Below are 25167 nucleotides of genomic sequence, written 5' to 3' on the forward strand. Positions count from 1 at the left end.
TAAGCCGTAGTAGGTAAATAATGATATCCCAACCTACTAGTTTTCTAGTGTTACAATTATGGAAGTGCGAAAAACACTGCGGTATTCTAATAAGATAGAAGAAAGACAGAGTACAAAGATTGATGCAGATTCAGATTGCTTTACCGGACGATGTTGCTCATTCCTTAGAAACGAAATGGGGCAACTTAGAACGCAAGTTGCTGGAAATGCTTGTGGAAAAAGCTTATCTTGAAGGTTCCATCAGTGTGGGGAAGGTGCGAGAGTTGCTGGGAATGTCTACACGCTTAGAAGCTGATGCCTTTCTCAAAGCAAAAGGCATTGATTTACAGTATAACGAAACTGATTACGTGAGCGATCGCCAAACCCATGAGCAACTTCGACAAGAAGGAAAGTTAAACTATAAATGATTGTAGTTGCGGATACATCGCCAATTTGTTATCTTTTGTTGATTGGTGAAATAGATGTACTTCCCCAACTATATGGTAAGGTAGTGATTCCTGAAATTGTTCAAAAAGAACTAATTAATGCTCGTTCTCCAAATATCGTCCAAACATGGATTCAAACACCACCTACATGGTTGGTAATTCAATCGGTAAATACTTTATCTGATGAGAATTTAGATAGCTTAGATCCCGGTGAGCGTGACGCCATTGTTCTAGCAGAACAGCAAAAAGCCAATTTAGCTTAACCCAAAAGAAGCCCCACATCTGACCGAAGGCAGTGTGGGATGAATTTTGGGGCAATGACGAAAGCACCCCCGACCTATGTTGACTGACAGTCAACGCGGGAGCGGGGTGCTTGAGGAATTGCCATTCTCCGGGCTATCTTGCGCTTCGATGTACTGCTTTAAAGTCGTGATGGTTACGCCGCCACAACTAGCAATAAAGTACGATCCATTCCAAAAAACATCTTTTGTGTAGAAACGACTCAGATGTTCTGCAAATTCTTGTCTGAGTCTACGGGATGTTGTTGATTTGATGTTTCCAACTAGTGTACTTAATTGCAAATCTGGATGATATTGAAATAACAAGTGTACGTGGTCGGTTTCACCGTTAAATTCAACTAGTTTACACTCCCATTTAACCAACAAGTCTTCAAGAATAACATGCAAACGCTGTAACATCTCACCAGTTATAGCTTTGCGCCGATATTTGGTAGTCAGCACAAGATGCGCTTTCAAGTCACTGACTGACCTCCCTTTTGAAACAAAATCATTTTTCACAACTTTTTTGGGAACTCTGCTATAATCAGTGTAGTCCATAATAGTAACAGTGATAAAAAAGGAGGTGATTTTCCAATGCTGCTAAATTATCAATACAGAATGTATCCAGACACCAATCAAAAACTAGAGTTAAACGAATGGTTGAGGACTTGCCGATATTGGTACAATTGGCAGCTTGGAGATAGGTTTGATTGGTGGGAAAATAATCGGACTAGCATTAATAGTTGTCCGTTAATTTGTTCGTTACCTGAGTTAAGAGACAACCCAGATTTTTATTCTCAAAAAAAACTATTACCAATATTTAAAGAAGACTTAAGAAAAATAGGTCATTCTGGGTACCTGTTAGATTTTAAGCGAGTACCATCTCAAACATTACAGGATGTTTCAAAGCGCGTTGATGAAGCTTTTCGTAGATTTGTTCAAGGTGATAGTAACGGAAAGAAAAGCGGTAAACCAAGGTTTAAAAATATCGCCAGTTTCCGAACTATGCGTTTTGAAGGTCAGGCTGTAACCATTGAACGAATAGAAAAAGATTGGTTATTTCTATCAATTTCTAAGCTAAACGGTTGGCTAAAAGTAAGACTACATCGCCCATTGCCAGACGGTTTTACTCTGAAAAACATCTTGGTAACTAAAAAAGCCGATGGATGGTACTGTACTATCGCCTTAGAAGACCCAACAGTACCAGTTTTTAATCCCGATGGAATTGTCTCTACTTGGGATAATTCAATTGGTATAGACGCGGTACTTCATGAAAACGACTATCTAGCAACTTCCGAAGGTGAAAAGTTACCATCATTAAAGTCTTTTCGTAAGTCTCAAAATAGATTAGCCAAGGTTTCAAGACGGAAAGCTATTAAGAAAAGAGGTAGTGCTAAACGTCGTAAACTTGCCGTCATAGAGGCGAGGGAACATCAACGTATTGCACGCTCCCGTAAAGACCACGCTTATAAAACCGCTCACAAACTTGTACGCACTGGCAAGAAGGTTTTCTTTCATGAAGACCTAAATATACTAAGTTTGACTAAAAGAAATAAAGCCAAAAAAGATGATGATGGAAAGTTTCTTCCAAATGGACAAAGCGCTAAGTCAGGATTGAATAAATCTTGGTTGGACGCAAGTTTCGGTCAATTCTTTACAACGCTGGACTACATAGCCTCAAAAGCTGGAGCAGTGACAATAAAGGTAAAACCTGCATACACTTCGCAGTTGTTGGCATACCGTGACGAATTTGTATTTACGGATTGCTCAATCAGGGATTACTTTGATCTTCAAGAATTGCTTAACGTAGACAGAGACATTAATGCCTCGATAAACGTTAAGCGTGTTGGGCTGGGACTGTTCCCAACAATAAAAAGCCGGAGAGGGAAACTGGTAGTTACGAACAGTGCGACAGCTAGTACCTCAAAGGAAGTTTTGGAAGTTCTGCGAAAGCTAGACACTGTGTCTAAAAGCAGTGTTGATGGGACGCCAGAAGCCTACACTCTGTCCGAAGGACGAGTGTAGGTAGTTCACTCATTATTGATGATTTGTTAGGAAGACAGATTGCTCAAGCTCGTGGTTTGAGAGTGACTGGATTATTAGGTGTATTGGATGAAGCTGGGAGGCAAAATCTCCTAGATTTCCCAGACTCCATTAATCGTCTACAGCAAACCACGTTTCGAGCTTCATCTAAGCTGATTCAGGTACTGTTACAAAAGTACCAAAATAATGACAGTTGATTCAATTGTTGTACTCTTTAATTCGAGTACGTTACCATAACTTGAAGTGAAGCTACCCCACCGTCTAGTTCAATATCTTCTGCTCATATCAGCTCTAAGTTTCCTTGTCGCTGTCGGTTATCTTCATACCCATAAAAGGACTGGGAAATCAACTCAAACCACCCAGGCGAAAGTTAAACCGCCTATCACACCAAATGGCTTACCCCAGCTTAACCCCTTACCTGCGGCAAAAGAAGTATGGGAATGCTCGGTTGTAGTTGTGGGTGGTTCGTTGGGAGGAGTTGCAGCAGCAGCTAAAGCAATGCAATCAGGTGCAAAGACTTGCTTAATTGAACTCACTCCTTGGATAGGGGGACAAATTAGTTCTCAAGGAGTATCGGCGGTTGATGAATCGCTGGCGATGCGTGCAAAGGAAAATTATTCAAAAAGTTGGATTGATTTCAAGCAGTTAATTAAACAGCAACCAGTAGAACTTCCCGCTTGGGCGAATACTTCTTCCCTCAAAGTTGCTGATATTAATAGTTGCTGGGTAGGGAAGTTGTGTTTTCCACCCAAAGCTGGTGCATCAGCATCAGAACAGTTGCTACAATCTTCTTCTCGTCTTGCTCCTGGAAGTCGTTGGGGGACTTCCATAGCCTTCAAAGGAGCTAAATTTGACAGCACGGGTAAGCAAATTGTGGCAATTTATGCAGTAAAACGAATTCCGCGAGAATCGAATTATACACCAAAAGGTCGGCTTTCGCAAGAGTTAACTTCCTGGTACTCCTGGTTTAACAATGAGGAATTTGAGAAAGTACCAGTGCGACTGCAAGCGCCAGTAGGCTCGCGCATGATCGTTATCGATGCTACTGATACTGGAGAATTGGTGGGATGGGCAGGAATCCCCCATCGTCTGGGTTCAGAATCTCGTGCTACAACTGGTGAAATTCACGCAGCACCTCAAGACAACCCGAAATGCACTCAAGCTTTTACTTTTCCGTTTGTACTTGCACTTAGAGATGATGGCGGATTGAGTCGCACTCAACTAGCGCAAATTGAATTGGGAATTTCAAAAGAAGAACATCGGCGTGACTACTCGGTAAAAGGGTTCCCTTTCTTTGCAGGGAGAAGCTTTTTCAATTACCGACGCATTGTGAGTAAAACTCGTAACGATCCCTTTGTTGATCATCCCGTCCTTGGCGATATGACAATGGTAAACTGGAATCGCGGCAATGACTGGAACTTAATCAATCCGCCTTTGATTCTCACATCTGAGGAGCTTACCGCTTCTGGGCAACGTCAAAACTGGATGGGGGGAGTTTCCTTAGCAGCACTTAAGGAAGGTGAAAATCATGCGCTGCTGTTTGCAGAATGGTTGATGGAAACTCAAAATAAACCGGGTTATCCTCTTGCGTATTTATTTGGATCTGAGTCTTTGATGGGTACAACTTCAGGTTTAAGTATGGTACCGTATATTAGGGAAGGACGGCGAATTTTAGGACGTATTGCTCACGGGCAAAGTGAGTTTATGATGCGGGAAGCAGATATTAGAACAGATGTGTCTGGTGGTCGTGACTTCTCGAAAACAGTGGTAGCTGTGACTCATTATGATATAGATATACATGGGTGTCGCGATCGCAACTGGAAACCGGCAAACGAAGCGACAAAAGCACCAGCTAGAGAGTTTGTGGTTCGCCCTGTTAAAATTCCCTTGGAAAGCATGATTCCCCAGCGAGTAGATAATCTCCTTATCGGTGGCAAGAGTATCGCCGTTACTCACATTGTCAACGCTGTGACTCGCGTACATAATAGCGAGTGGAGTATCGGCGCAGCAGCAGGAGTAACAGCAGCTTGGCTGCTTACCCAACCAGATTTAACCCCTGCTGATATTATTCCACAGCAACGAATGGCTCAATTACAACAAACTATGAGAAAACAAGGTTTACGACTTTCTTGGTGATACAATTTCCCTATGAAGACAACACATCAACACTAATAGTGTAAGTTGATTGCTCAAGAGCAGCAATTTCAATTGTGTATTCGCCCTTGGAAAGTAAACCCTGCCGTTTCATAGATTGGTGAATAGTTGTAGCAACAGTTGTGCCATCTGGATCGACAACAGTCAAATTAACACTTCCAAATAGTACCTCCATTGTTAACTGTTGTCCTTGGTTGCACTTGAGTACGTAACGCCTAACTTCATTAACAGCGATATCGCCTTGGATAGTGGATATTGTAGCGCCAGATAGATAGCTAACTGGTGGAAGTGTTTTGTCGTCAGGTACGCTATTTAACTCAGTAGGTAGGAGTGGAATTAGCGGCACGGGGGTAGAGTCTCTTATCGTTGGTGGCTGCTGAGCGAAAGCGCGGCTAGCAAATACTAAAGCGCCAGTGACAACTAAAGCTAAAGCAGGGGCGGCTAAGGGAATTACGGCACCTACTTGGGTAAAGCTGATAAATACTGTCACAAATAATACTCCCAGCATCGCTATTCCTCTCAAACCTAAAATCAAGGGGTTGCGAATTCGCCAAACTAATATAAAACCAACTATTCCCCATACTCCAATCCAGATTATCTCTGCCCATTTTGACCAAAACCAGAATAAGGGACGGTTGTTTAAAACAGTATCGAGGATTTGACTGACAACTTGGGCATGAATCAATGTACTAGATATTTTACGATCGCTGTAGGGTGTGTAAAAGCCATCACTGGAATTGGTTGCAGTGCTACCAATGATAACTATCCGATCTTTCACCAACTCTGGGTTAATTCGATCTGTAAGAACTTCGTTTAAGCTTACTTTGGGTGTATCGGCAGCAGCGCGGTAATCAAGTCGTATTTGATAAGTTCCTGAATTAGATTGTAAAGGTGAGAAGATGGTTTTACCTAAACGAAAATACCGTCCTGGAATGTAATTGTAGTTAATGCCTTGTTTTTGTAGGTAATTAATTGCCAGTAGGAAAGCAAATGAGTAAGACGTATCACATTCTTTGTCTTTATTTAAAGTTGTAAACAACAAACTGCGGCGTACCATACCATCTGTGTCAGGGATCAGATTGTCAAAGCCTATATTGTTTATCGGAATAGGCGGCGGAATTTCTCGATCCCCCTGACTTGATGTGCAGACAGCAATGATGTTATCCTTGCTGTCTATATCCGTGGGAAAATTGTTCAGGTGTGGTTGGTCGATATTTAAACCAATCACACTGGGTTGATACGATTGTAGTTTTGACAAAAGTTGATTGAGCGATCGCACGCTCAACCTATCATTCTTTTGCTTGATATCTTCCGGTGTAATTTCCACAACTAATAAACGATGGTTTTTAGCTCTAATTGCGTTATCGTCGTAAGATGCAGCAGAATATATTTGTGTGGCGTAACGCATACGCATCATGCGATCTTGTGCAGCTAGTTCTAAAGGTTGGAACCATCCCAACGAACGTACTCCCAATATTAAGCTTGTTGCTGCTATCCACCCAACTCCTAGTATTTTCAAGCTTATACCAATCCGGATGGGAAAATCGCGGCGTTGCTCACAAATAGGCGCATCCGTTAATTTCTGCAAAGCTTGCAAAACCTCTGTTGCTGACTGATAACGCTGACGGAAATCATAGCGCACCATTTTATCAATAATATCTGCTAGTTTTGCGCTAACTTGAGCTTGATTGCGCCAAATAATTTCAAACGTGTTCGGATCTTCTCTTAGCTGGGAGGATTTTAGTCCTGTTAAGGCTTGAATTGCAACAATACCTAGTGCATATATATCGCTGTTGAAGCGTGGTTTCCCAGCAGATTGTTCGTTAGGCATGTAGCCTTGGGTTCCTACCACAATGGTCAGGTCTGTTTGACCAGAACTAATAGCTAGTTGGGTGTGAATTTCTTTTACAGCGCCAAAGTCTATCAATACTATCTTACCATCTTTTTGTCGTCGAATCAAGTTACTTGGCTTAATATCGCGATGAATCACGTTTGAAGTGTGAACAAATTCCAAAATACCCAACACATCCTGTAAAAGCGCAATCACCTGAACTTCACTTAATTTTTTCCCGTCAGCAAGTTCTTCACTTAGGGAATGTCCTTCTATATATTCTTGTACTAAATAAAATTCTTGGTTTTCTTCAAAGTAAGCTAACAATTGGGGAATTAGCTCGTGACGCCCTAGCTTTTCTAAAGTTTTTGCCTCAGAATTAAACAGACGCCGCGCCACTTGCAAAAAAGTTAAATCCTGACTGGCGAGTTTGAGGTGCTTAACAATACATTTGGGATTGCCTGGTCTATGAGTATCCTCGGCAAGGTAGATTTGACCAAATCCACCCTCCGCCAATGCTGATATTACTTTGTAGCGTCCCTCTTGTAGTATTTTCAGCATCACACCCCAACCTTAGTTTTTTTAATTTTGACACATATTTTGTCAGTATTAAACTAGATACAAAACTTAGTAATAATCTATACATCTCGCTGTCACTTAGTTTACAAATGATTTGGCAAACTATCGGGGTATGTCGTTTGTTCATCTTTGGATTTGCCCAAAGCAGATTTGTCAATGAATAGCATCACTCCTCAAAAGGGAATACCATGTCGAACTTTGAGCTAGTTATCAAGCTATTGTTACAATTGACAGTTATTTTAGCTACCTGTCGCATTGTGACAATTGTGGGGAAACGCTATCTGGGGCAAACCGATGTTGTGTGTGAGATGATCGCAGTTAATGAATGCACGCGGTTTGATGGAGTTAACTATCTTAAATATTGATTTGGAACAAAGCATCATTACTCCAACTTTATTTACCATTATGGTCATAATGGCAATTATTACTACACTTATGCCATCACCGTTGGTTACTTTTTTATTACCAGGAACAACTGATGAAAAAATCCCAGCTTAGAATGCACCAAGCGGTTCATAATTATACGCTCTCGCGTGTAATGATAAATGTGATTTATCAACATCAGAAACGTTAATAAAAGTTAATGAACTTAGACAAGTAATAAAACGGTTGACATGTCAATTGATTTAAAGAATCATCTTAACAACACCGGATAGTCGCTGGAAAGGAAACTATGCACACAGTTGTTCTCGTTTTAATTGAAGTGCTAATTGTGATTGGACTGTCACGGCTAGTGGGGCTTGGCTTCCGGTGGATTAAGCAACCCCTGGTAATTGGTGAGATTGTCGCCGGAATTATGCTAGGGCCCTCTCTGTTTGGTTTGGTTGCTCCAAATTTAGCATCTACCTTGTTTCCGCCTGAAACTATTCCCTTCCTAAATGTGCTGTCTCAGATTGGATTGATATTTTTCATGTTTCTGATTGGATTAGAGTTAAATCCTAAATATCTGAGTGGCAATTTAGAGATAGCAATTTTGACTTCACATGTCAGTATTTTAGTGCCATTTTCTTTAGGAACGTTACTGGCAATACTGCTTTATCCTCTAGTTTCTAATGCCAGTGTGTCTTTTACTGCTTTTGCCCTATTTCTGGGGGCAGCTATGTCGATTACTGCTTTTCCGGTACTGGCACGAATTATTACTGAGAATAACTTACACCGAACCCGGTTAGGAACATTGGCGTTAACTTGTGCAGCAGTAGATGATGTGACAGCTTGGTGCTTGTTAGCAGTAGCAATCGCTGTTGCCCGTACAGGTAGCATTGCAGGCGCTGTCCCCACGATTATCGGTAGTGTAGTTTATATCGCTTTGATGGTAACTGTGGGACGTTGGTTTTTGCAACGCCTTGCTACCTACTACCGTCGCACTGGGCGGCTGAGTCAATTGGTTTTGGCTTACATATATATGGGAGTAGTTACTTCTGCCCTGCTCACCGAATTAATCGGCATTCACCTGATATTTGGAGCATTTTTACTTGGTGCAGCGATGCCTAAGAATGCTGGATTAGTCAGGGAATTGGCAATCAAGACAGAAGATTTTGTGCTAATATTTCTACTACCGATTTTCTTTGCATATAGTGGACTGCGCACGCAGATTGGTTTGCTGAATAAACCTGAGTTGTGGGGGTTGTGTTTAGCTGTCTTGATAGTAGCGATCGCAGGTAAATACGTTGGTACTTATGTAGCAGCTCGTGTGAGTGGAATTAGTAAGCGAGAAGCCTCGGCACTCGGTTGGTTAATGAATACTCGTGGTTTAACCGAGTTGATCGTACTTAACATTGGTTTATCTTTGGGAGTAATTTCGCCCTTACTGTTTACCATGCTGGTAATTATGGCCTTGGTAACAACATTTATGACTTCACCACTACTGGAGTGGACATATCCGAAACATCTAATTAAACTGGATATGGTGGAAGAATCTAAAGAAGAAGCTGACGATAAGAGTACGGCTAACAACGAACAATATAGAATTTTGGTTCCAGTAGCTAATCCCAGTACGCAAAAAGGTTTGGTGCAATTGGCAGTAGCGATCGCTGTTAACCACCAACACCCTTCTACGATTAAACCCCTTAGCCTGATTGAATTTGAAGAAGATTACGCCTTTGAAAATACCCCTGTTGAGGCAAACCGACTCATCGCAGAACGAACTCAACAGTTAGAAGAACTGATTGAACGTTTAGAACCACCGGAAATACGCGCTTATGTGCATCCTATGGTGCGCATATCAAGCAATGTTGCACGTACAACAGCACAGATAGCTTTACTCGAACAAGCCGATTTAGTTTTACTGGGATGGCATCGCCCAGCTTTTAGTAAGAATCGCTTAGGTGGAAGAGTTGGGCAAATTCTTACTAGCGCACCTGTGGATGTTGCTGTATTTGTAGACAAAGGAGAAGAGCGTTTAGAAAGTTTGTTAGTTCCCTACTCGGCAAACATCCATGATGATTTGGCTTTAGTACTTGCGTTGAGAATGCTAGTAAATATGGAAAATTGTCGGTTGCTAATTTTACAGGTAGTTGCAGATAATCAGGTAAAAAATGAATTAAGTTATGAACTGCGCGGCTTGATGGCAGAATTACCGCAAAATGTGCGCTCACGCATAGATATTAAAGTTGTGGAAGCAAAAGAACCGCTTCAAGCTGTAGTAGCAGCTTCAGAAGTTGTCGATCTAACTATTGCTGGTACTAGCCGTGCTTGGGGGATCGAGCGTCAAACTTTGGGAAGATATACAGATGAACTAGCTATCCACTGTCGTTCCTCGCTGCTAATTACTCGTCGCTACAGTCAAGTCACCTCTCACCTCACCTCTGTGCTTGGTGACTCTCAACCATCCGTCAACAGTTAGTGCTTTCTACCTCATGCATCACCTCAACCTTAAATCCTTAGCCTTTTACGGCGTGGCGATAGGATCGGTACTACTTTTATTTAAAGTCGTAACTGTATATGGAGAAACAAAACTCAAAGCGCCTTCCCAAATAGAGGAAAACTATCGCCTCTCCTTCCAGAAAAATTTGCCAATCTGCGAGAAATCAGACGTTTTGATGTTAAAAATTCAGCAATCAGGAATTTATTTGAATGGGTTTTTATTACCAGCAGACGCCACTACCGAATTATTTACCTCTACTACAAGTAACCCAACTCTTACAGGTAGGTTGAGTAATCAACAATTAAATTTATCTGGAAAAGTATCTAGAACCATACTTTGTAATATTATAGGTTCTCAAACGCCAACAAATATTAATTCTTTTGATTCAGTCTCTATGCTTGTTCAACTAGTCGATCAAAAGTCTTTGAACGGTCAAATGAACATAAATGGTACTGACACTATAGAATTTACCGCAATTCCACAAAAATCTCAGGAACAATCTGAGAAGTTAAATAGCCATTGAGTTCGGCAAAATTAATCATGGGAAAGGGATAAAAAGATGGAATTATTCAAGAATAGGCGAATTTTTCGGTACAGCAAGCATTTCGGTATTTTCTTGTTAACTTTGCTTGCTGTCATCTCCCTAAAGACTGATATTAAAGCAGCGATCCCAATGGGTAAACTGGAGGATTGGCGCTTCTATCCAGAAGCTTCACAACTAGAAATTACTCTCTCTACAGCGGCACAACCTCGTTACTTCTATCTCGCCCAACCCCCTCGTCTGGTTGTAGATGTACCGAATACTAACTTGGGCTATGTTCCTACTCAACAAAATTATTCTGGGGCAATTCAAAGTATTCGCGTTTCTCAATTAAAAGCAGGTGTCACTCGTATTGTGATGGATTTAGCACCAGGAGCTTCTTTAAATCCAAACCAGGTACAACTGCAACCAGTTTCTCTACAAAATGCTACTCGCTGGGTTTTAAGATCGGCGATCGCAACAGGCGATCGTACTTACTCACCATTTCCTACTCAACCCGGTGTGCAACCAACAATTACCGCACCACAACCACCAGGGTACAACCAACAACAGCCACCAGTTAATGTCTATAATACACCACAACCGCAGAATGTTTATAACAACCCGCCACCACCAATAGGAATTTATAACAATCCGCCACAACCGCAGAATGTTTATAACAATCCACCACCATCAATGGGGAGCTACAATAACCCGCCACAGCCGTCCAATATTTACAACCCCCCACAACCAGCAAGTAACCTACTACCACCAGTAGGGATCTACAACAACCCGCCACAGCCGCAAAGTATTTATAACAACCCACCACAACCTATCCTACCCAGTGTCCCGCCAACCTTGACACCCCTACCACCAAATAGCTATTCGCCACAGCAACCTTTTGTCACCGTACCGCCACTTGGCTCTAATAACGACTCTCCACTACCTGGTTCGATTCTTCCCCCACCTTCTTTCCCAAATCAGTCTGGTAATCTTAATAATGTTCCGCCATTAATTTCGCCCGACTTTCCGGCTCAAAATGTTCCTAACAATCCACCCACTTCTCCTAATTCCAGAGTAATTGAGTTTGGTAAGCCCCTGAGACAATACTAAGCAGGGAATAGGGAATTGCTAATTGTTAATTGTTAATTGCTAATTGCTAATTGTTAAAAGCCATTAGCCATTAGCCATTAGCCATTCCCCCCATACTAGAATCTTTCCGTTTCCTGAGGTGCTGCAACTGCCCCTGGTTGAGCGATAAAGAAGTTTTTAGCAGCGTCATTCTGGTAAACACAGTTAATCTCAGGTTTGTCAGTATTTAAATCACCTGTATAAGCAAAAGAGTTCAGGCGGTTCTTACATTCTCTTACCTGATCGTTGTTCACGAGTTTTCTTTGCTCTAAAATTGCCCAGTTACTGGAACGTAGAACGCATCCAGGGCGCATACTTGGCTGAGAAACGTAGACATTAAAAGGGTTGAGAGTCACGAACAGTCTGGTATCCATTACCATAGCGCTGGCTCCATACTGTACGCAAATTTCCGGATTGGGTGCTTTGGTATCAATGTATTCACGAGAAGCCACATTTGTGGGTGTAAAGGTGGCTGTAGAGCTAAAAGCTATACCGATTCCAATTCCTAAAACTAACACCCCTGCCAAAACGGCTATGGAAGTGAAATTAAACACAGAGGATTGGAATGGATTTGGTCTAGTAGGAGTAGTAGTCGTCGTTCTACCAGTAGTGGATTTGCGTCTCATTTTAGTTGCTTAACTTCACGCTTCGTCTTCAGGGAGTAGTTTAAATATTCTCCCTCTTACAGTATGACGAGTATTGGTTAAAATTGTCCGCTCGTTTCACTTTTAGTTTTTCCTCGTCCCTCGTTACCATGCTCTCGTTCCTCGTTACTATGCTCTGCATGGTAATGCATCTTGTGGGCTGCTGCCTCCATCGGCACGATTCACTTCAACGAGCGCTAAATTTAATGGATGCCAACTTTAATTGGTACAGCAAAGGTGAATTTAGTCGCTCAAGCCTGAATCCATCAATTTCTCAACTTCCTCCTGCGTCAATGGAGACGGAGGAATTTCTCCGCTGATAATTTGATTACAGATATCTACACACACATTGCAGATGAATACACCTGCAGGACCTGCAATGAGAAGATTAACTTCTTCCTTGCTTTTGCGACAAAATGAACAGCAAATTTCTGTTTTGATTTGGGCATAAGTATTACTAGTCATGGTCTTAATCTCCTGAGGTGAAGTAAGTTGAATTTGATCTTGAAGCGGCAATAATCGTTTTCTCAGTTGATGGCGAGATTTGTGTAAACGCCCTTTCACAGCACTGACTGAAATATTTAAGCGATTTGCGACTTCTTGTAAGCTAAACTGCTCGTGGTAAAATAATAAAATTACTGAGCGATTTTGGGGAGACAAAGTATCGATTGCGTCTAGTAATGCAGTGTAGAGTTCTTCCTGTTCTGCCACAAGCTGAGGATCTGGCGAACTCCCGGAGATTGGTAGCGGTTTATCCACTAAATTCGCGATCGTTGTCTCAAGGGAAAAACAGATTACCTTACGACGACGCAAATTGTTCCGGCAAACATTGAGTACAATGCCGTACAGCCAACTTTTAAAGCGTGTTGGATCATTGAGTTTATCTAGCGAAAGATAGGCTTGCACCCAAGCATCTTGTACAAGCTCTTGAGCCAAATCCTCATTGCCGATCACTCTTGTAGCAAGGCGTTGCGCCATTGGTTGATAACGCGACACAAGCAGACCGAATGCAGCTTTATTTCCCTGTTGTGATAGAAAAATTAACTCCGCATCACTGTGTTCGGACATGTCTTCCTCACTAAACAACTCTATTTAATAGTGACAAGGTGAAGGGAAAAGGTTACTCCGATCAAAAAAAAATATTCAACTCAGAATTGTCAATCAATTACCGCCGACATGATATCAAGGGTAAAAAGGCGATCGCCCACGATTTCAACCCTACCGTATCCAAGCAGTTGGCACTTTCACAGAAGATACTGCTATCTAATCCTTGCAAGCTTTGGTGTTAGCGCGATCGCTTGAGCGAAGTATGGCTAGTGGCTTAGAATAAAGGCTTTTCCTTATTTCTTTTCCTATATTGATTGAGCGGGGATGGATAATAAAAGCAGTCCCCTGGCGGCTACTAGGGGACATCGAAAAACCTTATCTATCTGGAGAATAACACAATGACGACCGTTACTGAGTCTGATATCAAGGAATTAAAAGACCTGATCGTCGCTTTTAGAGAAGAGACTGGCAGTCGATTTACCACCATCGAAACTCGGCTTGCTTCTCTAGAGGGAGGGCAGCAGAACCTACAACTTGAAACCAGAGAAGTAAGGACAAAGCTAAACACTCTCGAACCGTCAATTAACAAAATTCCTGATTTAGCTGAGAAGGTGGGAGAGCTTAAGAACTGGAAGCAAATCGGATTAGTTTTTGTCACTGCCGTTGTCAGTTCGATTTTTAGTGGCATTATAGGCGGAGTAATTGGTTGGCTGATTAGAAGTGGAAAAGCTTAACCTGTTGCTGTTAGCATCAGAATTGCAAAACCTGATCGATGCGGCAATTTTTGAGTGGAGTAATCGCGAGTGGTATCAGTTTGAGAAACCTTTAAAGCGCCCAGTTACTCAAATTACAGGTGGTTTGAATTACGAATTACTAGAAAACCAAGCTAACACCTGTCGCATCACTCTGTATCGAGAATTTGACATCACATACCCGTTAACTTTTTAATGACTACGCCGAACTGCTGCTTTCTCCTTTAATGATAGCAGCAGCAATTAAATGTGCTAGACGTAGGGCTTCTGGAACTTTGCCACAGTCTGTGAGACGATGTAGTACGGAGGTGATCGTTTCAGGTTCTTCACCACTGAGTTGGAAGAAAAACGGTGGATCTTCATAAATCCTACCAGCAAGCTTTAAAAGTTCAAGTCGCTGTGGAAAATTTGGCAGGCGACTCATAGCTTCTTCCACAGCAACTAAATCGGGTTGACGACGCATTACCGCAACACAGGGTAATTGCAGTCTGTTGGCTAATTCTGGCAAATTGACAACGTTAAACCCGCCAAACCCAATTCCATCTAACAATATAATATGTAGTTGTGGTAGGAACTTGCTTCCCATCAATAACTTACAAATGTTTTCTGTAGCATCCAACCCGTCAATTTGCACTTCTCCCCAAAGCATCCCCTCAAATCGAGTTCCCGCACAAACCACTCCTGCTATGGGTACATTACCGCCAGCACCCCGAATAAAAGGAGCATCATCAAAGCCAATTACACGGATATTACGATTTAGTTTCAGCAGAGATTCAAGTTTCATTACACCCCCCATTATTAGTTTATGATTGTTCGCCCTGCTACACCAGATGATGTACCCGCAGTTCTACCGATGGTAGCTAAGATTTGTGCCTTACATGAAACTTGGGATTCTGCTAAGTATGGTTTTCTTCCCAATCCAGAACAGCGTTATCATAGATGGTTGAAGCGAGTGGCTACCGATGAACGCAGTGTCTTTATGGTAGCTGAAGATGAAGGGAGACTCGTGGGGTTTTTAGTGGCAACGATTGAAGAAGAAATTCCGATTTACCGATTAAAGGAATTTGCTTTTATTCACGATCTTTGGGTTGAACCTGAATATCGTCAAAAGGGGATTGCACGACAAATGGTAATGCAGGCTATTGAACGCTTTGATAAGATGGGTGTCAAGCAAATCCGCCTTGATACAGCAGCAGTCAACGAGGCGGCGCGACGGTTATTTGCATCCTGTGGTTTTCGAGTTAGTACGATAGAAATGTTGGTTGATGTAGAGACGTTCCGGCGGAACGTCTCTACGTAGGGCAGAGGACTAGCTAGCTAACACAGTTTGTAGTAAGGGTGTCCAACGGAAGTAGCGATCGCCACCCCGCTCAATTACCACTTTGACTCGTGGTTCTATGCTGGGTAGATTCGCTAAAAACTCTACTTCCTGATCGCTCAGAACATGCCCTTCAATAATCCACAACACCAATCCTTTCGATTTTGGTGGTAGCTGTTCTAGCTGATAGCTAACAACTGGTGGTAAATAGTATACACTACCTACTGCCGCACCATTAGCTGTACTTTTTTTACCAAGGTGAGGAGGTCTAACTCCATGTACCCTTGTGAGATAGGCTGCTACGTCTCCCAATCCTCTTGCCGTTATGTGGAGCGTAACATAACCTGCTGCACGCAATCGGCGTCTGTACCGACCTTCAAAACCTCCTTCTAGAGGTACATATACGCCCAGAGCGCCAGACTTCTCTAAATCGCGAATTAAACCGCCGCCAGTGGTAATTAGTGCCATAGATTGATTTTTATCCTATCCCACTTTAGATATCTCTATTATGAAACCAGATCCCCGACTTCTTAGAGAACTCGGGGATCTGAGAAAATTTTTAGAAAAACTATAGACAAATTTAAATACCTGAGCTATATTATTAGATTGTGACCATATGTTATATTTAGTCGTCCCTCTTATCGCCATTTCGGCTGTTTTTAGCACAAAAAGCTAATCACAAAATTTCCAATAGAATAAATTGGCAAAAATTGATAAGAAACTGGTACACTAGAAAAGCCTTGAGGTCAAGATCGGGAAAGTAGAAGCTGAACAGCAATGTTAGTTTAGATCATTGCGTCATAATCAGTTAATGGATACTAAGCGGAACTAACCGCTTAAGTCCTACTACAAAAGAAAAGTGCCAGAGCAATGGCTTGAACAAGCATCATTGTTGCACAAAGCGCACGCGCTGTAACACATTGGATTAATTCCAAAAGTCATTACATCCGATTGTTGGTAATTTTGGGTGCTCTACGGGAACAGATCGTAGAGACTCCAAAGAAATTTGAGCAGCAAAAACCTAAGCTGATTCAGATTTCACTATTCAATCCAAAAAGGCGGTTAGACGATGAGCGCTCGTCTAAGTTAACACTAAGCAAATAGAAAGGAGATCCAGTAACTGTGTCTGTAGGTATTCTCGGCACCAAACTGGGCATGACCCAAATTTTTGACGATGCAGGAGTAGCCATTCCTGTCACCGTCGTTCAGGCGGGACCATGTACCGTTACCCAAGTAAAAACAAAACAGACCGACGGTTACTCCGCCATTCAAGTAGGCTATGGCGAAGTAAAGCCAAAGGCGCTAAACAAACCACTATTGGGACATTTAGCAAAATCCTCTGCTCCAGCATTACGTCACTTGCTGGAGTATCACGTAGAGACTGAAAGTGAATATACTTTAGGTCAAGAAATTAAAGCAGATATTTTTAGTGCAGGTCAACTTGTAGACGTGATCGGTAAAAGTATCGGTCGTGGTTTTGCCGGAAACCAAAAACGGAACAATTTTGGTCGTGGACCAATGTCACACGGTTCTAAAAACCACAGAGCGCCAGGTTCCATTGGTGCAGGTACAACCCCAGGTCGTGTCTATCCAGGCAAAAGGATGGCAGGACGTTTGGGCGGTAAGCGCGTCACAATTAAAAAGTTGACTGTGGTGCGAGTAGATGCGGAACGTAACTTATTGCTAATCAAAGGGGCTGTTCCTGGTAAACCCGGTGCCTTGCTAAGTATCGTACCGGCAAATATTGTTGGTAAGAAGTCATAGGACAAAAAGATGTTTGAGTGTGTAGTCAAAAATTGGCAAGGAGATCAAGTCGGGCAGACAAGCTTCGACTTGCGGGTAGCCAGGGAAGAAACAGCGTCTCACGTTGTACATCGAGCTTTGGTCAGACAAACAACCAATGCTCGACAAGGAACGGCTAGTACAAAAACCCGTTCCGAAGTCAGAGGGGGAGGTCGTAAACCTTGGCGGCAAAAAGGAACAGGTCGTGCGCGTGCAGGATCTATCCGTTCACCACTGTGGCGGGGTGGTGGTGTCATCTTTGGACCAAAGCCCAGAGAATATAACCTGAAGATGAACCGCAAAGAAAGGCGTTTAGCGTTGCGGACAGCTTTTGCTAGCAGAATAGACGATTTGATTGTAGTAGAAGAATTCGCTTCAGAACTACAGCAGCCAAAAACCAAAGAATTGATGGGAGCGATCGCTCGTTGGGGAGTAGATCCCGAAAACAAGACATTATTAATACTGCCGGAACGTACGGAAAACGTTTACTTATCCGCTCGCAATGTGGAGAATTTAAAGCTAATTGCCGCCGATGGGCTAAATGTTTACGATTTGCTCCACGCTGACAAAATTGTTGTGACAGCAGCAGCACTCTTAAAAATTCAGGAGGTCTACAGTGACTAAGTTTGACCCCCGCAACCTTGCTGACTTAGTGCGTCGCCCAATTGTGACCGAAAAGGCGACCATCCTCATGGAGCAAAACAAATACACTTTTGAAGTGATTCCAAAAGCCACTAAGCCACAAATCAAAGCGGCAATAGAAAATCTGTTTGAAATCAAAGTCGAACAGGTAAATACAGCAAATCCACCTCGCAAAAAGCGGCGCGTTGGTAAGTTTATTGGTTACAAGCCCCAATATAAGCGAGCTATTGTTACAGTTGCAGCTGGGGATGTAGAGAAGATTCGACAAGTTTTATTCCCAGAGGTATAAAAAGATGGGTACTCGTTCTTTTCGCCCTTACACCCCTAGTACTCGCCAAGTCACAATCTCCGACTTTGCGGAAATTACAAAATCAGAACCAGAGAAATCTCTCACGAAGTTTGTACATCGTGCCAAAGGTCGAAATAACCAAGGACGGATTACCAGCCGTCGCCGGGGTGGAGGACATAAGCGTCTTTACCGGATCATCGACTTTAAACGAGATAAGCGTAACATTCCCGCTCAAGTGATCGCGATTGAATACGACCCCAACCGTAATGCACGCATCGCCTTAGTGCAATACGAAGATGGCGAGAAGCGTTACATTCTCCAGCCCAACGGTGTGAAAGTGGGCAGAACAATAATTGCCGGTCCAGAGTCACCCATTGAAGATGGTAACTCTTTACCTCTGGCTAACATTCCGTTAGGAACAAGCGTTCATAACGTAGAATTGAAGCCTGGTAAAGGTGGTCAAATTGTTCGCGCCGCTGGTGCTACCGCTCAAGTTGTTGCCAAAGAAGGTAACTATGTATCTTTAAAGTTGCCCTCTGGAGAAGTCCGCATGGTCAGACGTGAGTGCTACGCTACCATTGGACAAGTCGGTAACATTGAAGCGAGAAACCTGAGTATGGGTAAGGCAGGTCGCAATCGCTGGAAGGGTCGCCGTCCCTCTGTTAGAGGTAGTGTTATGAACCCAGTAGACCACCCACATGGTGGTGGTGAAGGTAGAGCGCCGATCGGTAGATCAGGACCTGTGACACCTTGGGGTAAGCCTGCTTTGGGTAAGAAGACTCGCAAACCGAAAAAACCCAGTAGCAAATTAATTGTGCGCCGTCGCCGTAAATCTTCTAAACGCGGTCGTGGTGGACGTGAATCTTAAAAAGCTAACAGCTAATGGTTAATAGTAAAAAACCATTCTTCTATTAACCATTCTTCTATTAACCATTCTTCTATTAACCAATCACTAACTATGGGTCGTTCTCTAAAAAAAGGTCCTTTTGTTGCCGATCATTTACTTACAAAAATTGAAAGGCTGAATGAAAACAACAGAAAGGAAGTTATTAAAACTTGGTCGCGGGCTTCAACAATTTTACCGATGATGGTAGGTCATACTATCGCTGTTCATAACGGAAGACAACACGTTCCGGTATTTGTAAATGAACAAATGGTAGGGCATAAATTGGGAGAATTTGCGCCGACACGCACCTACAGAGGTCATTCAAAAAGTGACAAAAAAGCAGGGAGATAGTTAATAGCTAATGACTAATAGCTATTAGCTCAAGGAGAAAATTATGGCAACAACTGATACTAAAGAAGTAAAGGCGATCGCCCGTTTTGTAAGAATGTCTCCCTTGAAGGTGCGTCGTGTACTCGACCAAATTCGGGGGCGAACTTATAGAGAAGCGCTCATTATCCTAGAATTTATGCCCTACCGAGCCTGTGAACCAGTATTAACAGTGCTCAGAAGCGCTGCAGCTAATGCAGAACATAACGCTGGGCTAGACAGGGCTGAGCTAGTAATTACTCAAGCTTATGCCGATCAAGGTCCCGTGCTCAAACGGTTCCAACCCAGAGCGCAAGGTCGTGCTTATCAGATTCGTAAACCAACATGCCATATTACTGTGGCTGTGGCTGCTGGTAGCGTCGAGTAATAACCAATAAATATTGGCGAGTCAAATTGTGTTCATGATGGAAATTAAGAGGGATCTTTTGTGGGACAAAAAATTCATCCAGTAGGTTTTCGCTTGGGTATTACCCAAGAACATCAATCTCGTTGGTTTGCAGTTCCTGACCGCTATCCAGAACTTTTACAAGAAGACCATAAACTACGTAATTATATCCAAGAAAAACTGGGTAGATACGCACAAAATAACGCGGGTATTTCTGAAGTCCGAATTGAGCGCAAAGCAGACCAAATCGATTTAGAAGTACGCACAGCTAGACCTGGTGTGGTGGTTGGAAGAGGTGGACAAGGTATCGAAGCCTTACGTACTGGACTCCAACAACTGTTAGGAAGCAACCGCCAAATTCGCATCAATGTAGTTGAAGTACAACGAGTTGATGCTGATGCCTACTTGATTGCTGAATATATCGCTCAACAGTTGGAACGTCGGGTTTCCTTCCGCCGAGTGGTACGTCAAGCTATTCAGCGTGCGCAACGGGCAGGTGTGCAAGGGATCAAAGTTCAAGTCAGCGGTCGTCTCAATGGTGCAGAAATTGCCCGTACAGAGTCGTCTCGTGAAGGTAAAGTACCTCTACATACTTTACGGGCTGACATTGACTACTCTTACTGCACAGCCAAAACTGTCTATGGCATTCTTGGGATCAAAGTATGGGTATTTAAAGGAGAAATCATTCCCGGACAAGAAGAAACTCCACCCCCACAACAAACTCGCGATCGCACTCCCGCACGCAAAAATCAAAATCGTCGTCGCCAGAATTTTGAAGATCGTTCTAATGAAGGATAAAGAATGCTAAGTCCAAGAAGAACTAAATTCCGCAAACAACAACGCGGACGGATGGAGGGGATGGCTACCCGTGGTAGCAATCTGAACTTTGGCGATTTTGCACTCCAAGCTTTAGAACCAGCTTGGATTACCTCCCGTCAAATTGAAGCTTCTCGTCGAGCGATGACTCGTTATATCCGTCGGGGTGGCAAAATCTGGATACGTATATTCCCTGATAAACCTGTAACCATGCGCCCAGCAGAAACCCGGATGGGTTCCGGTAAAGGCTCACCAGAGTTTTGGGTAGCTGTGGTTAAACCAGGACGGATTTTGTTTGAAATCGCAGGTGTTCCAGAAGCAACAGCTCGCGAAGCTATGCGTTTGGCAGCTTATAAGTTGCCAATAAAAACGAAGTTTATTATGCGCTCACAAGAAGAGCCTTCAGTGTAATTATGCCTCTTCCTAAAATTTCAGAAGCAAGAGAACTCAGTGACGAAGAACTGGTATTGGAAATTCTGGCGGTGAAAAAACAACTGTTTCAATTGCGTTTACAAAAAGCAACTAGACAGCTAGAAAAACCCCACCAGTTTAAACATGCAAGACACCGTTTAGCTCAACTGTTAACGGTAGAAACAGAGCGGAAAAAAGCAGCAAGTCAACCGCAGACAGAATCAGAGTAGAAAATTATGGCAGTTAAAGAAAGAGTTGGTTTGGTGGTGAGCGACAAAATGCAAAAAACGGTGGTAGTCGCCGTAGAAAACCGCGCTCCCCATCCCAAATATGGCAAAATTGTCGTCCAAACCAGGCGATATAAAGCTCACGATGAAGACAGTAAGTGCAAAGTGGGCGATCGCGTCAGAATTCAAGAAACTAGACCCTTGAGTAAAACCAAGCGTTGGCAAGTTACAGAAATTCTCACAGTCAAAAATAGCGCATCGGAAAATAGGTCGTAATTAGTGCTCAAACCCCAACCCTATTTCCCCCACTCATCCCAAAATCCCATTCAAGGAGGCTTATTGTGATTCAGCCCCAAACTTACTTAAATGTTGCAGATAATAGCGGTGCACGCAAACTAATGTGTATCCGCGTGCTAGGTGCTGGTAACAGCCGTTATGGTTTTATCGGCGATAAAATTATCGCCGTTGTTAAAGATGCTATCCCCAACATGGCTGTAAAAAAGTCTGATGTTGTGGAAGCAGTAATTGTCCGTACTAGACATAACATCCGTCGAGATAGTGGTATGACTATCCGCTTTGATGATAACGCTGCAGTTATCATTAATAAAGATGGAAATCCCAGAGGAACACGGGTATTCGGTCCAGTTGCGCGGGAACTACGGGACAAAAACTACACTAAAATTGTGTCTCTTGCTCCGGAGGTGCTGTAATGGCAACTAAAAAGAAAGATGAACCAAGATTTCAGAAGATGCACGTTAAAACCGGAGATACCGTACAGGTGATTTCTGGGAAAGATAAAGGCAAAGTTGGTGAAGTGATGAAAGCTTTTCCTCAACTAAGTAAAGTCGTTATCAAAGGCGTCAACATCAAAACTAAGCACGTTAAGCCCCAACAAGAAGGGGAGTCAGGACAAATTGTCACACAGGAATATCCCATTCACAGTTCTAATGTGATGCTTTATTCCACTAAGCAAAACGTCGCTAGTCGGATCTGTTACACTTTCACTGAATCCGGAAAGAAAGTGCGGATGCTGAAAAAAACCGGCGAAATCATCGACAAATAATTAGTTGTTAATGGTTAATAGTTAATAGAACAATTAACGATTAGCAAGCTATCAGTTAACAATTAACAATTCTATTTTCCCTGACCAAGCCCAGGGAGTACAAAGACAAAACTATGGCAACTACAAGACTCAAAACGCTATACACTGAAACAATACTCCCCAAACTGATAAATCAGTTTCAATACACCAATGTTCATCAAGCACCGAAATTGGTGAAAGTGACTGTTAACCGGGGTTTGGGTGAAGCAGCGTCTAATGCTAAAGCTTTAGAAGCGTCTTTAAACGAAATTGCTGTAATTACAGGTCAAAAACCAGTAGTAACAAGGGCAAAAAAGGCGATCGCTGGTTTCAAAATTCGTCAAGGAATGCCCGTGGGCATTATGGTGACTCTCAGAGGAGAACGGATGTACTCCTTTCTCGACCGTTTTATCAATTTGGCGCTACCAAGAATTCGCGACTTTCGCGGTATTAGTCCCAAGAGTTTTGACGGCAGGGGTAACTATACAATTGGTGTCAGAGAGCAACTGATTTTTCCAGAAATCGAGTATGACACTATCGATCAAATTCGTGGGATGGATATTTCTATCATTACCACAGCGAAGACCGACGAAGAAGGTCGCGCCTTACTTAAAGAAATGGGAATGCCTTTTCGGGAACAATAAATTTATTTAAAGAGGAAACGATGGCGGCTAACGACACAATTGCAGATATGCTAACGCGCATCCGCAATGCCACCCTGGCACGGCATCAAACTACACAAGTGCCAGCAACAAAAATGACTCGTAGTATCGCTAGAGTGCTACGGGAAGAAGGCTTTATTAACGATTTTGAAGAAGCAGGTGAAGGTGTAAATTGTAACCTGGTAATTGCCCTCAAATACAAAGGTAAAAATCGCCAGCCACTCATTACTGCCTTAAAGCGGGTAAGCAAACCAGGTTTGCGTGTTTACTCGAACAAAAAAGAATTACCCAGAGTACTAGGCGGAATCGGCATTGCCATTATTTCTACATCTAGTGGCATCATGACCGATAGAGAAGCAAGACGCCAAAACTTGGGTGGTGAAGTGCTTTGCTATGTTTGGTAGTAGTTAATAGTTAATGGTTAATAGTTAATAGAAAAATTAACAATTAACAATTAGCAATTAACAATTAACAATTAACAAAAGGAAAATTATGTCTCGAATTGGTAAACGCCCAATTACGATTCCGGCAAAAGTACAAGTGACCATTGATGGCACTAAAGTTTTTGTCAAAGGTCCAAAAGGAGAATTATCTCGCGATTTGCCCAGTAATGTAAGCGTTTCTCAAGAAGGAACAACACTACAAGTAGATCGACGCGATGAATCACGTACTTCTCGGCAACTACACGGTTTGTGCCGCACTTTGGTTGCCAATATGGTAGAAGGAGTTTCCACGGGGTTTCAACGTCGTTTGGAAATTCAAGGAGTTGGTTACAGAGCACAAGTTCAAGGTCGTAACCTAGTTATGAACATGGGTTACAGCCATCAAGTGCAAATTGCCCCTCCAGAAGGTGTTCAGTTTGCAGTAGAGAACAACACCAACGTGATTGTCAGTGGTTTTGACAAAGAAGTGGTAGGGAATACAGCTGCTAAAATTCGTGCTGTTCGCCCACCAGAACCATACAAAGGCAAAGGTATTCGTTACGCTGGTGAAGTGGTCAGACGAAAAGCTGGTAAGACTGGTAAGAGTGGTAAGAAGTAAAAATGAAGCGTACACGTACAGAATCAAGAGAACGTCGCCATCGTCGCATTCGGAGCAAAGTCAGTGGATCAAATGAACGTCCCAGATTAGCTGTATTTCGCTCAAACGAGCATATTTATGCTCAAGTAATTGATGATACTCAGCATCATACAATTGTGGCTGCCTCTAGTTTAGAACCAGACCTAAAATCTAAATTAGCTTCAGGTTCAAATTGCCAAGCTTCCATAGAAGTGGGCAAGTTAATCGCGGTAAGAGCGCAAGAAAAAGGTATCTCAAAAGTAGTCTTTGATCGCGGTGGCAACCTTTATCACGGTCGTGTTAAAGCACTAGCTGAAGCAGCACGCGAGGCTGGTTTAGATTTCTAACAATTCACAATTTTGAGGTAATTATTATGGCAACTGGTGGGCGTCGTAAAGCTAACCGCACCAAAAAAGAAGAAACTAACTGGCAAGAACGTGTGATTCAGATCCGTCGTGTGAGTAAGGTAGTTAAGGGAGGTAAAAAACTTAGCTTCCGTGCCATTGTCGTTGTTGGGAATGAACGCGGTCAAGTTGGTGTGGGAGTGGGTAAAGCCTCAGATGTAATTGGTGCCGTGAAAAAAGGTGTAGCTGACGGCAAAAAACATCTGATTGAAATTCCCATGACTAAATCCAATTCAATTCCCCATCCCATTAATGGTACAGGTGGAGGTGCTAAGGTAATCATGCGACCTGCTGCTCCTGGTACTGGGGTAATCGCCGGTGGTGCTGTTCGTACAGTTCTAGAATTGGCAGGAGTGCGTAATATCTTAGCTAAGCAGTTAGGATCAAATAATCCTCTTAATAATGCCAGAGCCGCAGTTAATGCTCTATCGACTCTACGTACTTTTGCGGAAGTCGCTGAAGATAGAGGCATTCCTGTGGAAAATCTCTACATTTAAGTAATGCTAACCGTTGATGGTTAACAGTTAACAGTCAACAGTGAACCTTTTACT

The 25167-nt window shown here is 42.7% G+C and carries 36 protein-coding genes; 30 read left to right on the plus strand and 6 right to left on the minus strand.

Annotated elements, in window-relative coordinates; genetic code table 11:
- The first annotated feature begins 122 nt into the window (after positions 1–122).
- Entirely contained in the window at positions 123–407 is a 285-nt protein-coding gene (locus tag ICL16_RS10245) for a UPF0175 family protein (RefSeq protein ID WP_190826992.1), read from the plus strand.
- Complete coding sequence (locus ICL16_RS10250; protein ID WP_190826995.1) at positions 404–688, plus strand: PIN domain-containing protein; 285 nt, start codon at positions 404–406, stop codon at positions 686–688. Before ICL16_RS10245 ends, ICL16_RS10250 begins: the two co-directional genes overlap by 4 nt.
- 90 nt (positions 689–778) lie before the next feature.
- Here the strand turns inward: ICL16_RS10250 and tnpA are convergent, their stop codons facing one another.
- Complete coding sequence (gene tnpA, locus ICL16_RS10255) at positions 779–1222, minus strand: IS200/IS605 family transposase (RefSeq protein ID WP_190827134.1); 444 nt, start codon at positions 1220–1222, stop codon at positions 779–781.
- A 75-nt stretch (positions 1223–1297) separates the two neighbouring features.
- Here tnpA and ICL16_RS10260 point away from each other — a divergent pair, with 75 nt between their 5' ends.
- From ICL16_RS10260 to ICL16_RS10270, 3 genes are read left to right on the plus strand one after another with little or no spacing between them, the layout of a single operon-like run.
- Positions 1298–2728: an RNA-guided endonuclease InsQ/TnpB family protein gene (locus ICL16_RS10260; protein WP_190826997.1), complete on the plus strand. Its 1431-nt coding sequence runs from the start codon at positions 1298–1300 to the stop codon at positions 2726–2728.
- An 11-nt stretch (positions 2729–2739) separates the two neighbouring features.
- Positions 2740–2943 (plus strand): PIN domain-containing protein, encoded by a 204-nt coding sequence (locus tag ICL16_RS10265; protein WP_475579251.1) that lies wholly within the window; start codon positions 2740–2742, stop codon positions 2941–2943.
- 46 nt (positions 2944–2989) lie between these two features.
- Positions 2990–4882: an FAD-dependent oxidoreductase gene (locus ICL16_RS10270; RefSeq protein WP_190827002.1), complete on the plus strand. Its 1893-nt coding sequence runs from the start codon at positions 2990–2992 to the stop codon at positions 4880–4882.
- 10 nt (positions 4883–4892) lie between these two features.
- On the opposite strand, the gene ICL16_RS10275 is transcribed toward ICL16_RS10270, so the two are convergent.
- Positions 4893–7292: a CHASE2 domain-containing protein gene (locus ICL16_RS10275; RefSeq protein ID WP_190827004.1), complete on the minus strand. Its 2400-nt coding sequence runs from the start codon at positions 7290–7292 to the stop codon at positions 4893–4895.
- Between the two features lie 206 nt (positions 7293–7498).
- Here ICL16_RS10275 and ICL16_RS10280 point away from each other — a divergent pair, with 206 nt between their 5' ends.
- The 4 genes from ICL16_RS10280 (at position 7499) to ICL16_RS10295 (ending at position 11806) form a co-directional block, all read left to right on the plus strand.
- Complete coding sequence (locus tag ICL16_RS10280) at positions 7499–7675, plus strand: hypothetical protein (protein ID WP_190827006.1); 177 nt, start codon at positions 7499–7501, stop codon at positions 7673–7675.
- 308 nt (positions 7676–7983) lie between these two features.
- The gene (locus ICL16_RS10285; RefSeq protein ID WP_190827008.1) at positions 7984–10152 is read left to right on the plus strand and encodes a cation:proton antiporter; all 2169 of its coding nucleotides are present in this window, start codon (positions 7984–7986) and stop codon (positions 10150–10152) included.
- Positions 10124–10696: a hypothetical protein gene (locus tag ICL16_RS10290; RefSeq protein ID WP_337906967.1), complete on the plus strand. Its 573-nt coding sequence runs from the start codon at positions 10124–10126 to the stop codon at positions 10694–10696. The genes ICL16_RS10285 and ICL16_RS10290 overlap by 29 nt, the downstream gene beginning before the upstream one ends.
- A gap of 36 nt (positions 10697–10732) precedes the next feature.
- Positions 10733–11806 carry an AMIN domain-containing protein gene (locus ICL16_RS10295; RefSeq protein WP_190827010.1) on the plus strand — a complete coding sequence of 358 codons (1074 nt, stop codon included), beginning with the start codon at positions 10733–10735 and terminating at the stop codon, positions 11804–11806.
- 95 nt (positions 11807–11901) lie between these two features.
- On the opposite strand, the gene ICL16_RS10300 is transcribed toward ICL16_RS10295, so the two are convergent.
- Positions 11902–12450 carry a DUF3172 domain-containing protein gene (locus ICL16_RS10300; RefSeq protein WP_190827012.1) on the minus strand — a complete coding sequence of 183 codons (549 nt, stop codon included), beginning with the start codon at positions 12448–12450 and terminating at the stop codon, positions 11902–11904.
- Between the two features lie 261 nt (positions 12451–12711).
- The gene (locus tag ICL16_RS10305) at positions 12712–13536 is read right to left on the minus strand and encodes a sigma-70 family RNA polymerase sigma factor (protein ID WP_190827014.1); all 825 of its coding nucleotides are present in this window, start codon (positions 13534–13536) and stop codon (positions 12712–12714) included.
- Between the two features lie 38 nt (positions 13537–13574).
- Here ICL16_RS10305 and ICL16_RS10310 point away from each other — a divergent pair, with 38 nt between their 5' ends.
- From ICL16_RS10310 to ICL16_RS10320, 3 genes are all read left to right on the plus strand, one after another.
- The gene (locus tag ICL16_RS10310; RefSeq protein WP_190827016.1) at positions 13575–13757 is read left to right on the plus strand and encodes a hypothetical protein; all 183 of its coding nucleotides are present in this window, start codon (positions 13575–13577) and stop codon (positions 13755–13757) included.
- 156 nt (positions 13758–13913) lie between these two features.
- Positions 13914–14249 (plus strand): hypothetical protein, encoded by a 336-nt coding sequence (locus ICL16_RS10315; RefSeq protein WP_190827018.1) that lies wholly within the window; start codon positions 13914–13916, stop codon positions 14247–14249.
- Entirely contained in the window at positions 14236–14463 is a 228-nt protein-coding gene (locus ICL16_RS10320; RefSeq protein WP_238360703.1) for a hypothetical protein, read from the plus strand. The genes ICL16_RS10315 and ICL16_RS10320 overlap by 14 nt, the downstream gene beginning before the upstream one ends.
- A 3-nt stretch (positions 14464–14466) precedes the next feature.
- On the opposite strand, the gene ICL16_RS10325 is transcribed toward ICL16_RS10320, so the two are convergent.
- Complete coding sequence (locus ICL16_RS10325) at positions 14467–15051, minus strand: endonuclease dU (protein ID WP_190827020.1); 585 nt, start codon at positions 15049–15051, stop codon at positions 14467–14469.
- Positions 15052–15072: 21 nt separating this feature from the next.
- Here ICL16_RS10325 and ICL16_RS10330 point away from each other — a divergent pair, with 21 nt between their 5' ends.
- Positions 15073–15567, plus strand: a complete 495-nt coding sequence (locus ICL16_RS10330) for a GNAT family N-acetyltransferase (protein ID WP_190827022.1) — start codon at positions 15073–15075, stop codon at positions 15565–15567.
- Between the two features lie 9 nt (positions 15568–15576).
- On the opposite strand, the gene ndhN is transcribed toward ICL16_RS10330, so the two are convergent.
- Positions 15577–16053, minus strand: coding sequence for an NAD(P)H-quinone oxidoreductase subunit N (gene ndhN / locus ICL16_RS10335; protein WP_190827025.1), 477 nt, complete (start codon positions 16051–16053; stop codon positions 15577–15579).
- Positions 16054–16707: 654 nt separating this feature from the next.
- On the opposite strand from ndhN, the gene rplC reads away from it, so the two are divergent.
- From rplC to rpsE, 17 genes are all read left to right on the plus strand, one after another.
- Positions 16708–17349, plus strand: coding sequence for a 50S ribosomal protein L3 (rplC, locus tag ICL16_RS10340; RefSeq protein WP_190827027.1), 642 nt, complete (start codon positions 16708–16710; stop codon positions 17347–17349).
- A 9-nt stretch (positions 17350–17358) separates the two neighbouring features.
- The gene (rplD, locus tag ICL16_RS10345) at positions 17359–17991 is read left to right on the plus strand and encodes a 50S ribosomal protein L4 (RefSeq protein WP_190827030.1); all 633 of its coding nucleotides are present in this window, start codon (positions 17359–17361) and stop codon (positions 17989–17991) included.
- On the plus strand, positions 17984–18298 hold the full coding sequence (locus ICL16_RS10350; RefSeq protein WP_190827032.1) for a 50S ribosomal protein L23: 315 nt from the start codon (positions 17984–17986) through the stop codon (positions 18296–18298). The genes rplD and ICL16_RS10350 overlap by 8 nt, the downstream gene beginning before the upstream one ends.
- A gap of 4 nt (positions 18299–18302) precedes the next feature.
- Positions 18303–19166 carry a 50S ribosomal protein L2 gene (gene rplB, locus ICL16_RS10355; RefSeq protein WP_190827034.1) on the plus strand — a complete coding sequence of 288 codons (864 nt, stop codon included), beginning with the start codon at positions 18303–18305 and terminating at the stop codon, positions 19164–19166.
- Positions 19167–19256: 90 nt separating this feature from the next.
- The gene (gene rpsS, locus ICL16_RS10360; protein WP_190827036.1) at positions 19257–19535 is read left to right on the plus strand and encodes a 30S ribosomal protein S19; all 279 of its coding nucleotides are present in this window, start codon (positions 19257–19259) and stop codon (positions 19533–19535) included.
- A gap of 43 nt (positions 19536–19578) precedes the next feature.
- Positions 19579–19938, plus strand: coding sequence for a 50S ribosomal protein L22 (rplV, locus tag ICL16_RS10365; protein ID WP_190827044.1), 360 nt, complete (start codon positions 19579–19581; stop codon positions 19936–19938).
- 60 nt (positions 19939–19998) lie between these two features.
- A complete protein-coding gene (rpsC, locus tag ICL16_RS10370) occupies positions 19999–20754 on the plus strand; it encodes a 30S ribosomal protein S3 (protein WP_190827046.1) in 756 nt (251 codons plus the stop codon).
- A 3-nt stretch (positions 20755–20757) separates the two neighbouring features.
- Positions 20758–21183, plus strand: coding sequence for a 50S ribosomal protein L16 (gene rplP / locus ICL16_RS10375; protein ID WP_190827048.1), 426 nt, complete (start codon positions 20758–20760; stop codon positions 21181–21183).
- A gap of 2 nt (positions 21184–21185) precedes the next feature.
- Entirely contained in the window at positions 21186–21413 is a 228-nt protein-coding gene (gene rpmC, locus ICL16_RS10380; protein ID WP_190827051.1) for a 50S ribosomal protein L29, read from the plus strand.
- A gap of 6 nt (positions 21414–21419) precedes the next feature.
- Complete coding sequence (rpsQ, locus tag ICL16_RS10385; protein WP_190827053.1) at positions 21420–21686, plus strand: 30S ribosomal protein S17; 267 nt, start codon at positions 21420–21422, stop codon at positions 21684–21686.
- A 65-nt stretch (positions 21687–21751) separates the two neighbouring features.
- Positions 21752–22120, plus strand: coding sequence for a 50S ribosomal protein L14 (gene rplN, locus ICL16_RS10390; protein WP_190827055.1), 369 nt, complete (start codon positions 21752–21754; stop codon positions 22118–22120).
- A complete protein-coding gene (rplX, locus tag ICL16_RS10395) occupies positions 22120–22473 on the plus strand; it encodes a 50S ribosomal protein L24 (RefSeq protein ID WP_190827057.1) in 354 nt (117 codons plus the stop codon). Before rplN ends, rplX begins: the two co-directional genes overlap by 1 nt.
- Positions 22474–22586: 113 nt before the next feature.
- On the plus strand, positions 22587–23135 hold the full coding sequence (gene rplE / locus ICL16_RS10400; RefSeq protein WP_190827060.1) for a 50S ribosomal protein L5: 549 nt from the start codon (positions 22587–22589) through the stop codon (positions 23133–23135).
- A gap of 20 nt (positions 23136–23155) precedes the next feature.
- Positions 23156–23557, plus strand: a complete 402-nt coding sequence (gene rpsH, locus ICL16_RS10405; RefSeq protein ID WP_190827062.1) for a 30S ribosomal protein S8 — start codon at positions 23156–23158, stop codon at positions 23555–23557.
- A gap of 88 nt (positions 23558–23645) precedes the next feature.
- On the plus strand, positions 23646–24194 hold the full coding sequence (rplF, locus tag ICL16_RS10410; protein ID WP_190827065.1) for a 50S ribosomal protein L6: 549 nt from the start codon (positions 23646–23648) through the stop codon (positions 24192–24194).
- Positions 24195–24196: 2 nt separating this feature from the next.
- The gene (rplR, locus tag ICL16_RS10415; protein WP_190827067.1) at positions 24197–24559 is read left to right on the plus strand and encodes a 50S ribosomal protein L18; all 363 of its coding nucleotides are present in this window, start codon (positions 24197–24199) and stop codon (positions 24557–24559) included.
- A 26-nt stretch (positions 24560–24585) separates the two neighbouring features.
- Positions 24586–25113 carry a 30S ribosomal protein S5 gene (gene rpsE, locus ICL16_RS10420; protein WP_190827069.1) on the plus strand — a complete coding sequence of 176 codons (528 nt, stop codon included), beginning with the start codon at positions 24586–24588 and terminating at the stop codon, positions 25111–25113.
- Positions 25114–25167: the final 54 nt, after the last annotated feature.

Origin of the sequence: Iningainema tapete BLCC-T55, assembly GCF_014698965.1 — a bacterium.
GTDB classification, from domain to species: domain Bacteria; phylum Cyanobacteriota; class Cyanobacteriia; order Cyanobacteriales; family Nostocaceae; genus Iningainema; species Iningainema tapete.

Coding starts and splice junctions, on each gene's coding strand:
- ICL16_RS10280 (WP_190827006.1), top strand. CDS start 7,499: ATGTCGAACTTTGAGCTAGTTATCAAGCTATTGTTACAATTGACAGTT.
- ICL16_RS10330 (WP_190827022.1), top strand. CDS start 15,073: ATGATTGTTCGCCCTGCTACACCAGATGATGTACCCGCAGTTCTACCG.
- rplX (WP_190827057.1), top strand. CDS start 22,120: ATGGCAACTAAAAAGAAAGATGAACCAAGATTTCAGAAGATGCACGTT.
- ndhN (WP_190827025.1), bottom strand. CDS start 16,053: ATGGCACTAATTACCACTGGCGGCGGTTTAATTCGCGATTTAGAGAAG.
- ICL16_RS10305 (WP_190827014.1), bottom strand. CDS start 13,536: ATGTCCGAACACAGTGATGCGGAGTTAATTTTTCTATCACAACAGGGA.
- ICL16_RS10325 (WP_190827020.1), bottom strand. CDS start 15,051: ATGAAACTTGAATCTCTGCTGAAACTAAATCGTAATATCCGTGTAATT.
- ICL16_RS10315 (WP_190827018.1), top strand. CDS start 13,914: ATGACGACCGTTACTGAGTCTGATATCAAGGAATTAAAAGACCTGATC.
- rplP (WP_190827048.1), top strand. CDS start 20,758: ATGCTAAGTCCAAGAAGAACTAAATTCCGCAAACAACAACGCGGACGG.
- ICL16_RS10245 (WP_190826992.1), top strand. CDS start 123: ATGCAGATTCAGATTGCTTTACCGGACGATGTTGCTCATTCCTTAGAA.
- rplF (WP_190827065.1), top strand. CDS start 23,646: ATGTCTCGAATTGGTAAACGCCCAATTACGATTCCGGCAAAAGTACAA.
- rplB (WP_190827034.1), top strand. CDS start 18,303: ATGGGTACTCGTTCTTTTCGCCCTTACACCCCTAGTACTCGCCAAGTC.
- rpmC (WP_190827051.1), top strand. CDS start 21,186: ATGCCTCTTCCTAAAATTTCAGAAGCAAGAGAACTCAGTGACGAAGAA.
- rpsS (WP_190827036.1), top strand. CDS start 19,257: ATGGGTCGTTCTCTAAAAAAAGGTCCTTTTGTTGCCGATCATTTACTT.
- rplV (WP_190827044.1), top strand. CDS start 19,579: ATGGCAACAACTGATACTAAAGAAGTAAAGGCGATCGCCCGTTTTGTA.
- rpsE (WP_190827069.1), top strand. CDS start 24,586: ATGGCAACTGGTGGGCGTCGTAAAGCTAACCGCACCAAAAAAGAAGAA.
- rplE (WP_190827060.1), top strand. CDS start 22,587: ATGGCAACTACAAGACTCAAAACGCTATACACTGAAACAATACTCCCC.
- ICL16_RS10275 (WP_190827004.1), bottom strand. CDS start 7,292: ATGCTGAAAATACTACAAGAGGGACGCTACAAAGTAATATCAGCATTG.
- ICL16_RS10260 (WP_190826997.1), top strand. CDS start 1,298: ATGCTGCTAAATTATCAATACAGAATGTATCCAGACACCAATCAAAAA.
- rplR (WP_190827067.1), top strand. CDS start 24,197: ATGAAGCGTACACGTACAGAATCAAGAGAACGTCGCCATCGTCGCATT.
- ICL16_RS10250 (WP_190826995.1), top strand. CDS start 404: ATGATTGTAGTTGCGGATACATCGCCAATTTGTTATCTTTTGTTGATT.
- rplD (WP_190827030.1), top strand. CDS start 17,359: ATGTTTGAGTGTGTAGTCAAAAATTGGCAAGGAGATCAAGTCGGGCAG.
- rpsQ (WP_190827053.1), top strand. CDS start 21,420: ATGGCAGTTAAAGAAAGAGTTGGTTTGGTGGTGAGCGACAAAATGCAA.
- ICL16_RS10295 (WP_190827010.1), top strand. CDS start 10,733: ATGGAATTATTCAAGAATAGGCGAATTTTTCGGTACAGCAAGCATTTC.
- ICL16_RS10285 (WP_190827008.1), top strand. CDS start 7,984: ATGCACACAGTTGTTCTCGTTTTAATTGAAGTGCTAATTGTGATTGGA.
- ICL16_RS10300 (WP_190827012.1), bottom strand. CDS start 12,450: ATGAGACGCAAATCCACTACTGGTAGAACGACGACTACTACTCCTACT.
- rpsH (WP_190827062.1), top strand. CDS start 23,156: ATGGCGGCTAACGACACAATTGCAGATATGCTAACGCGCATCCGCAAT.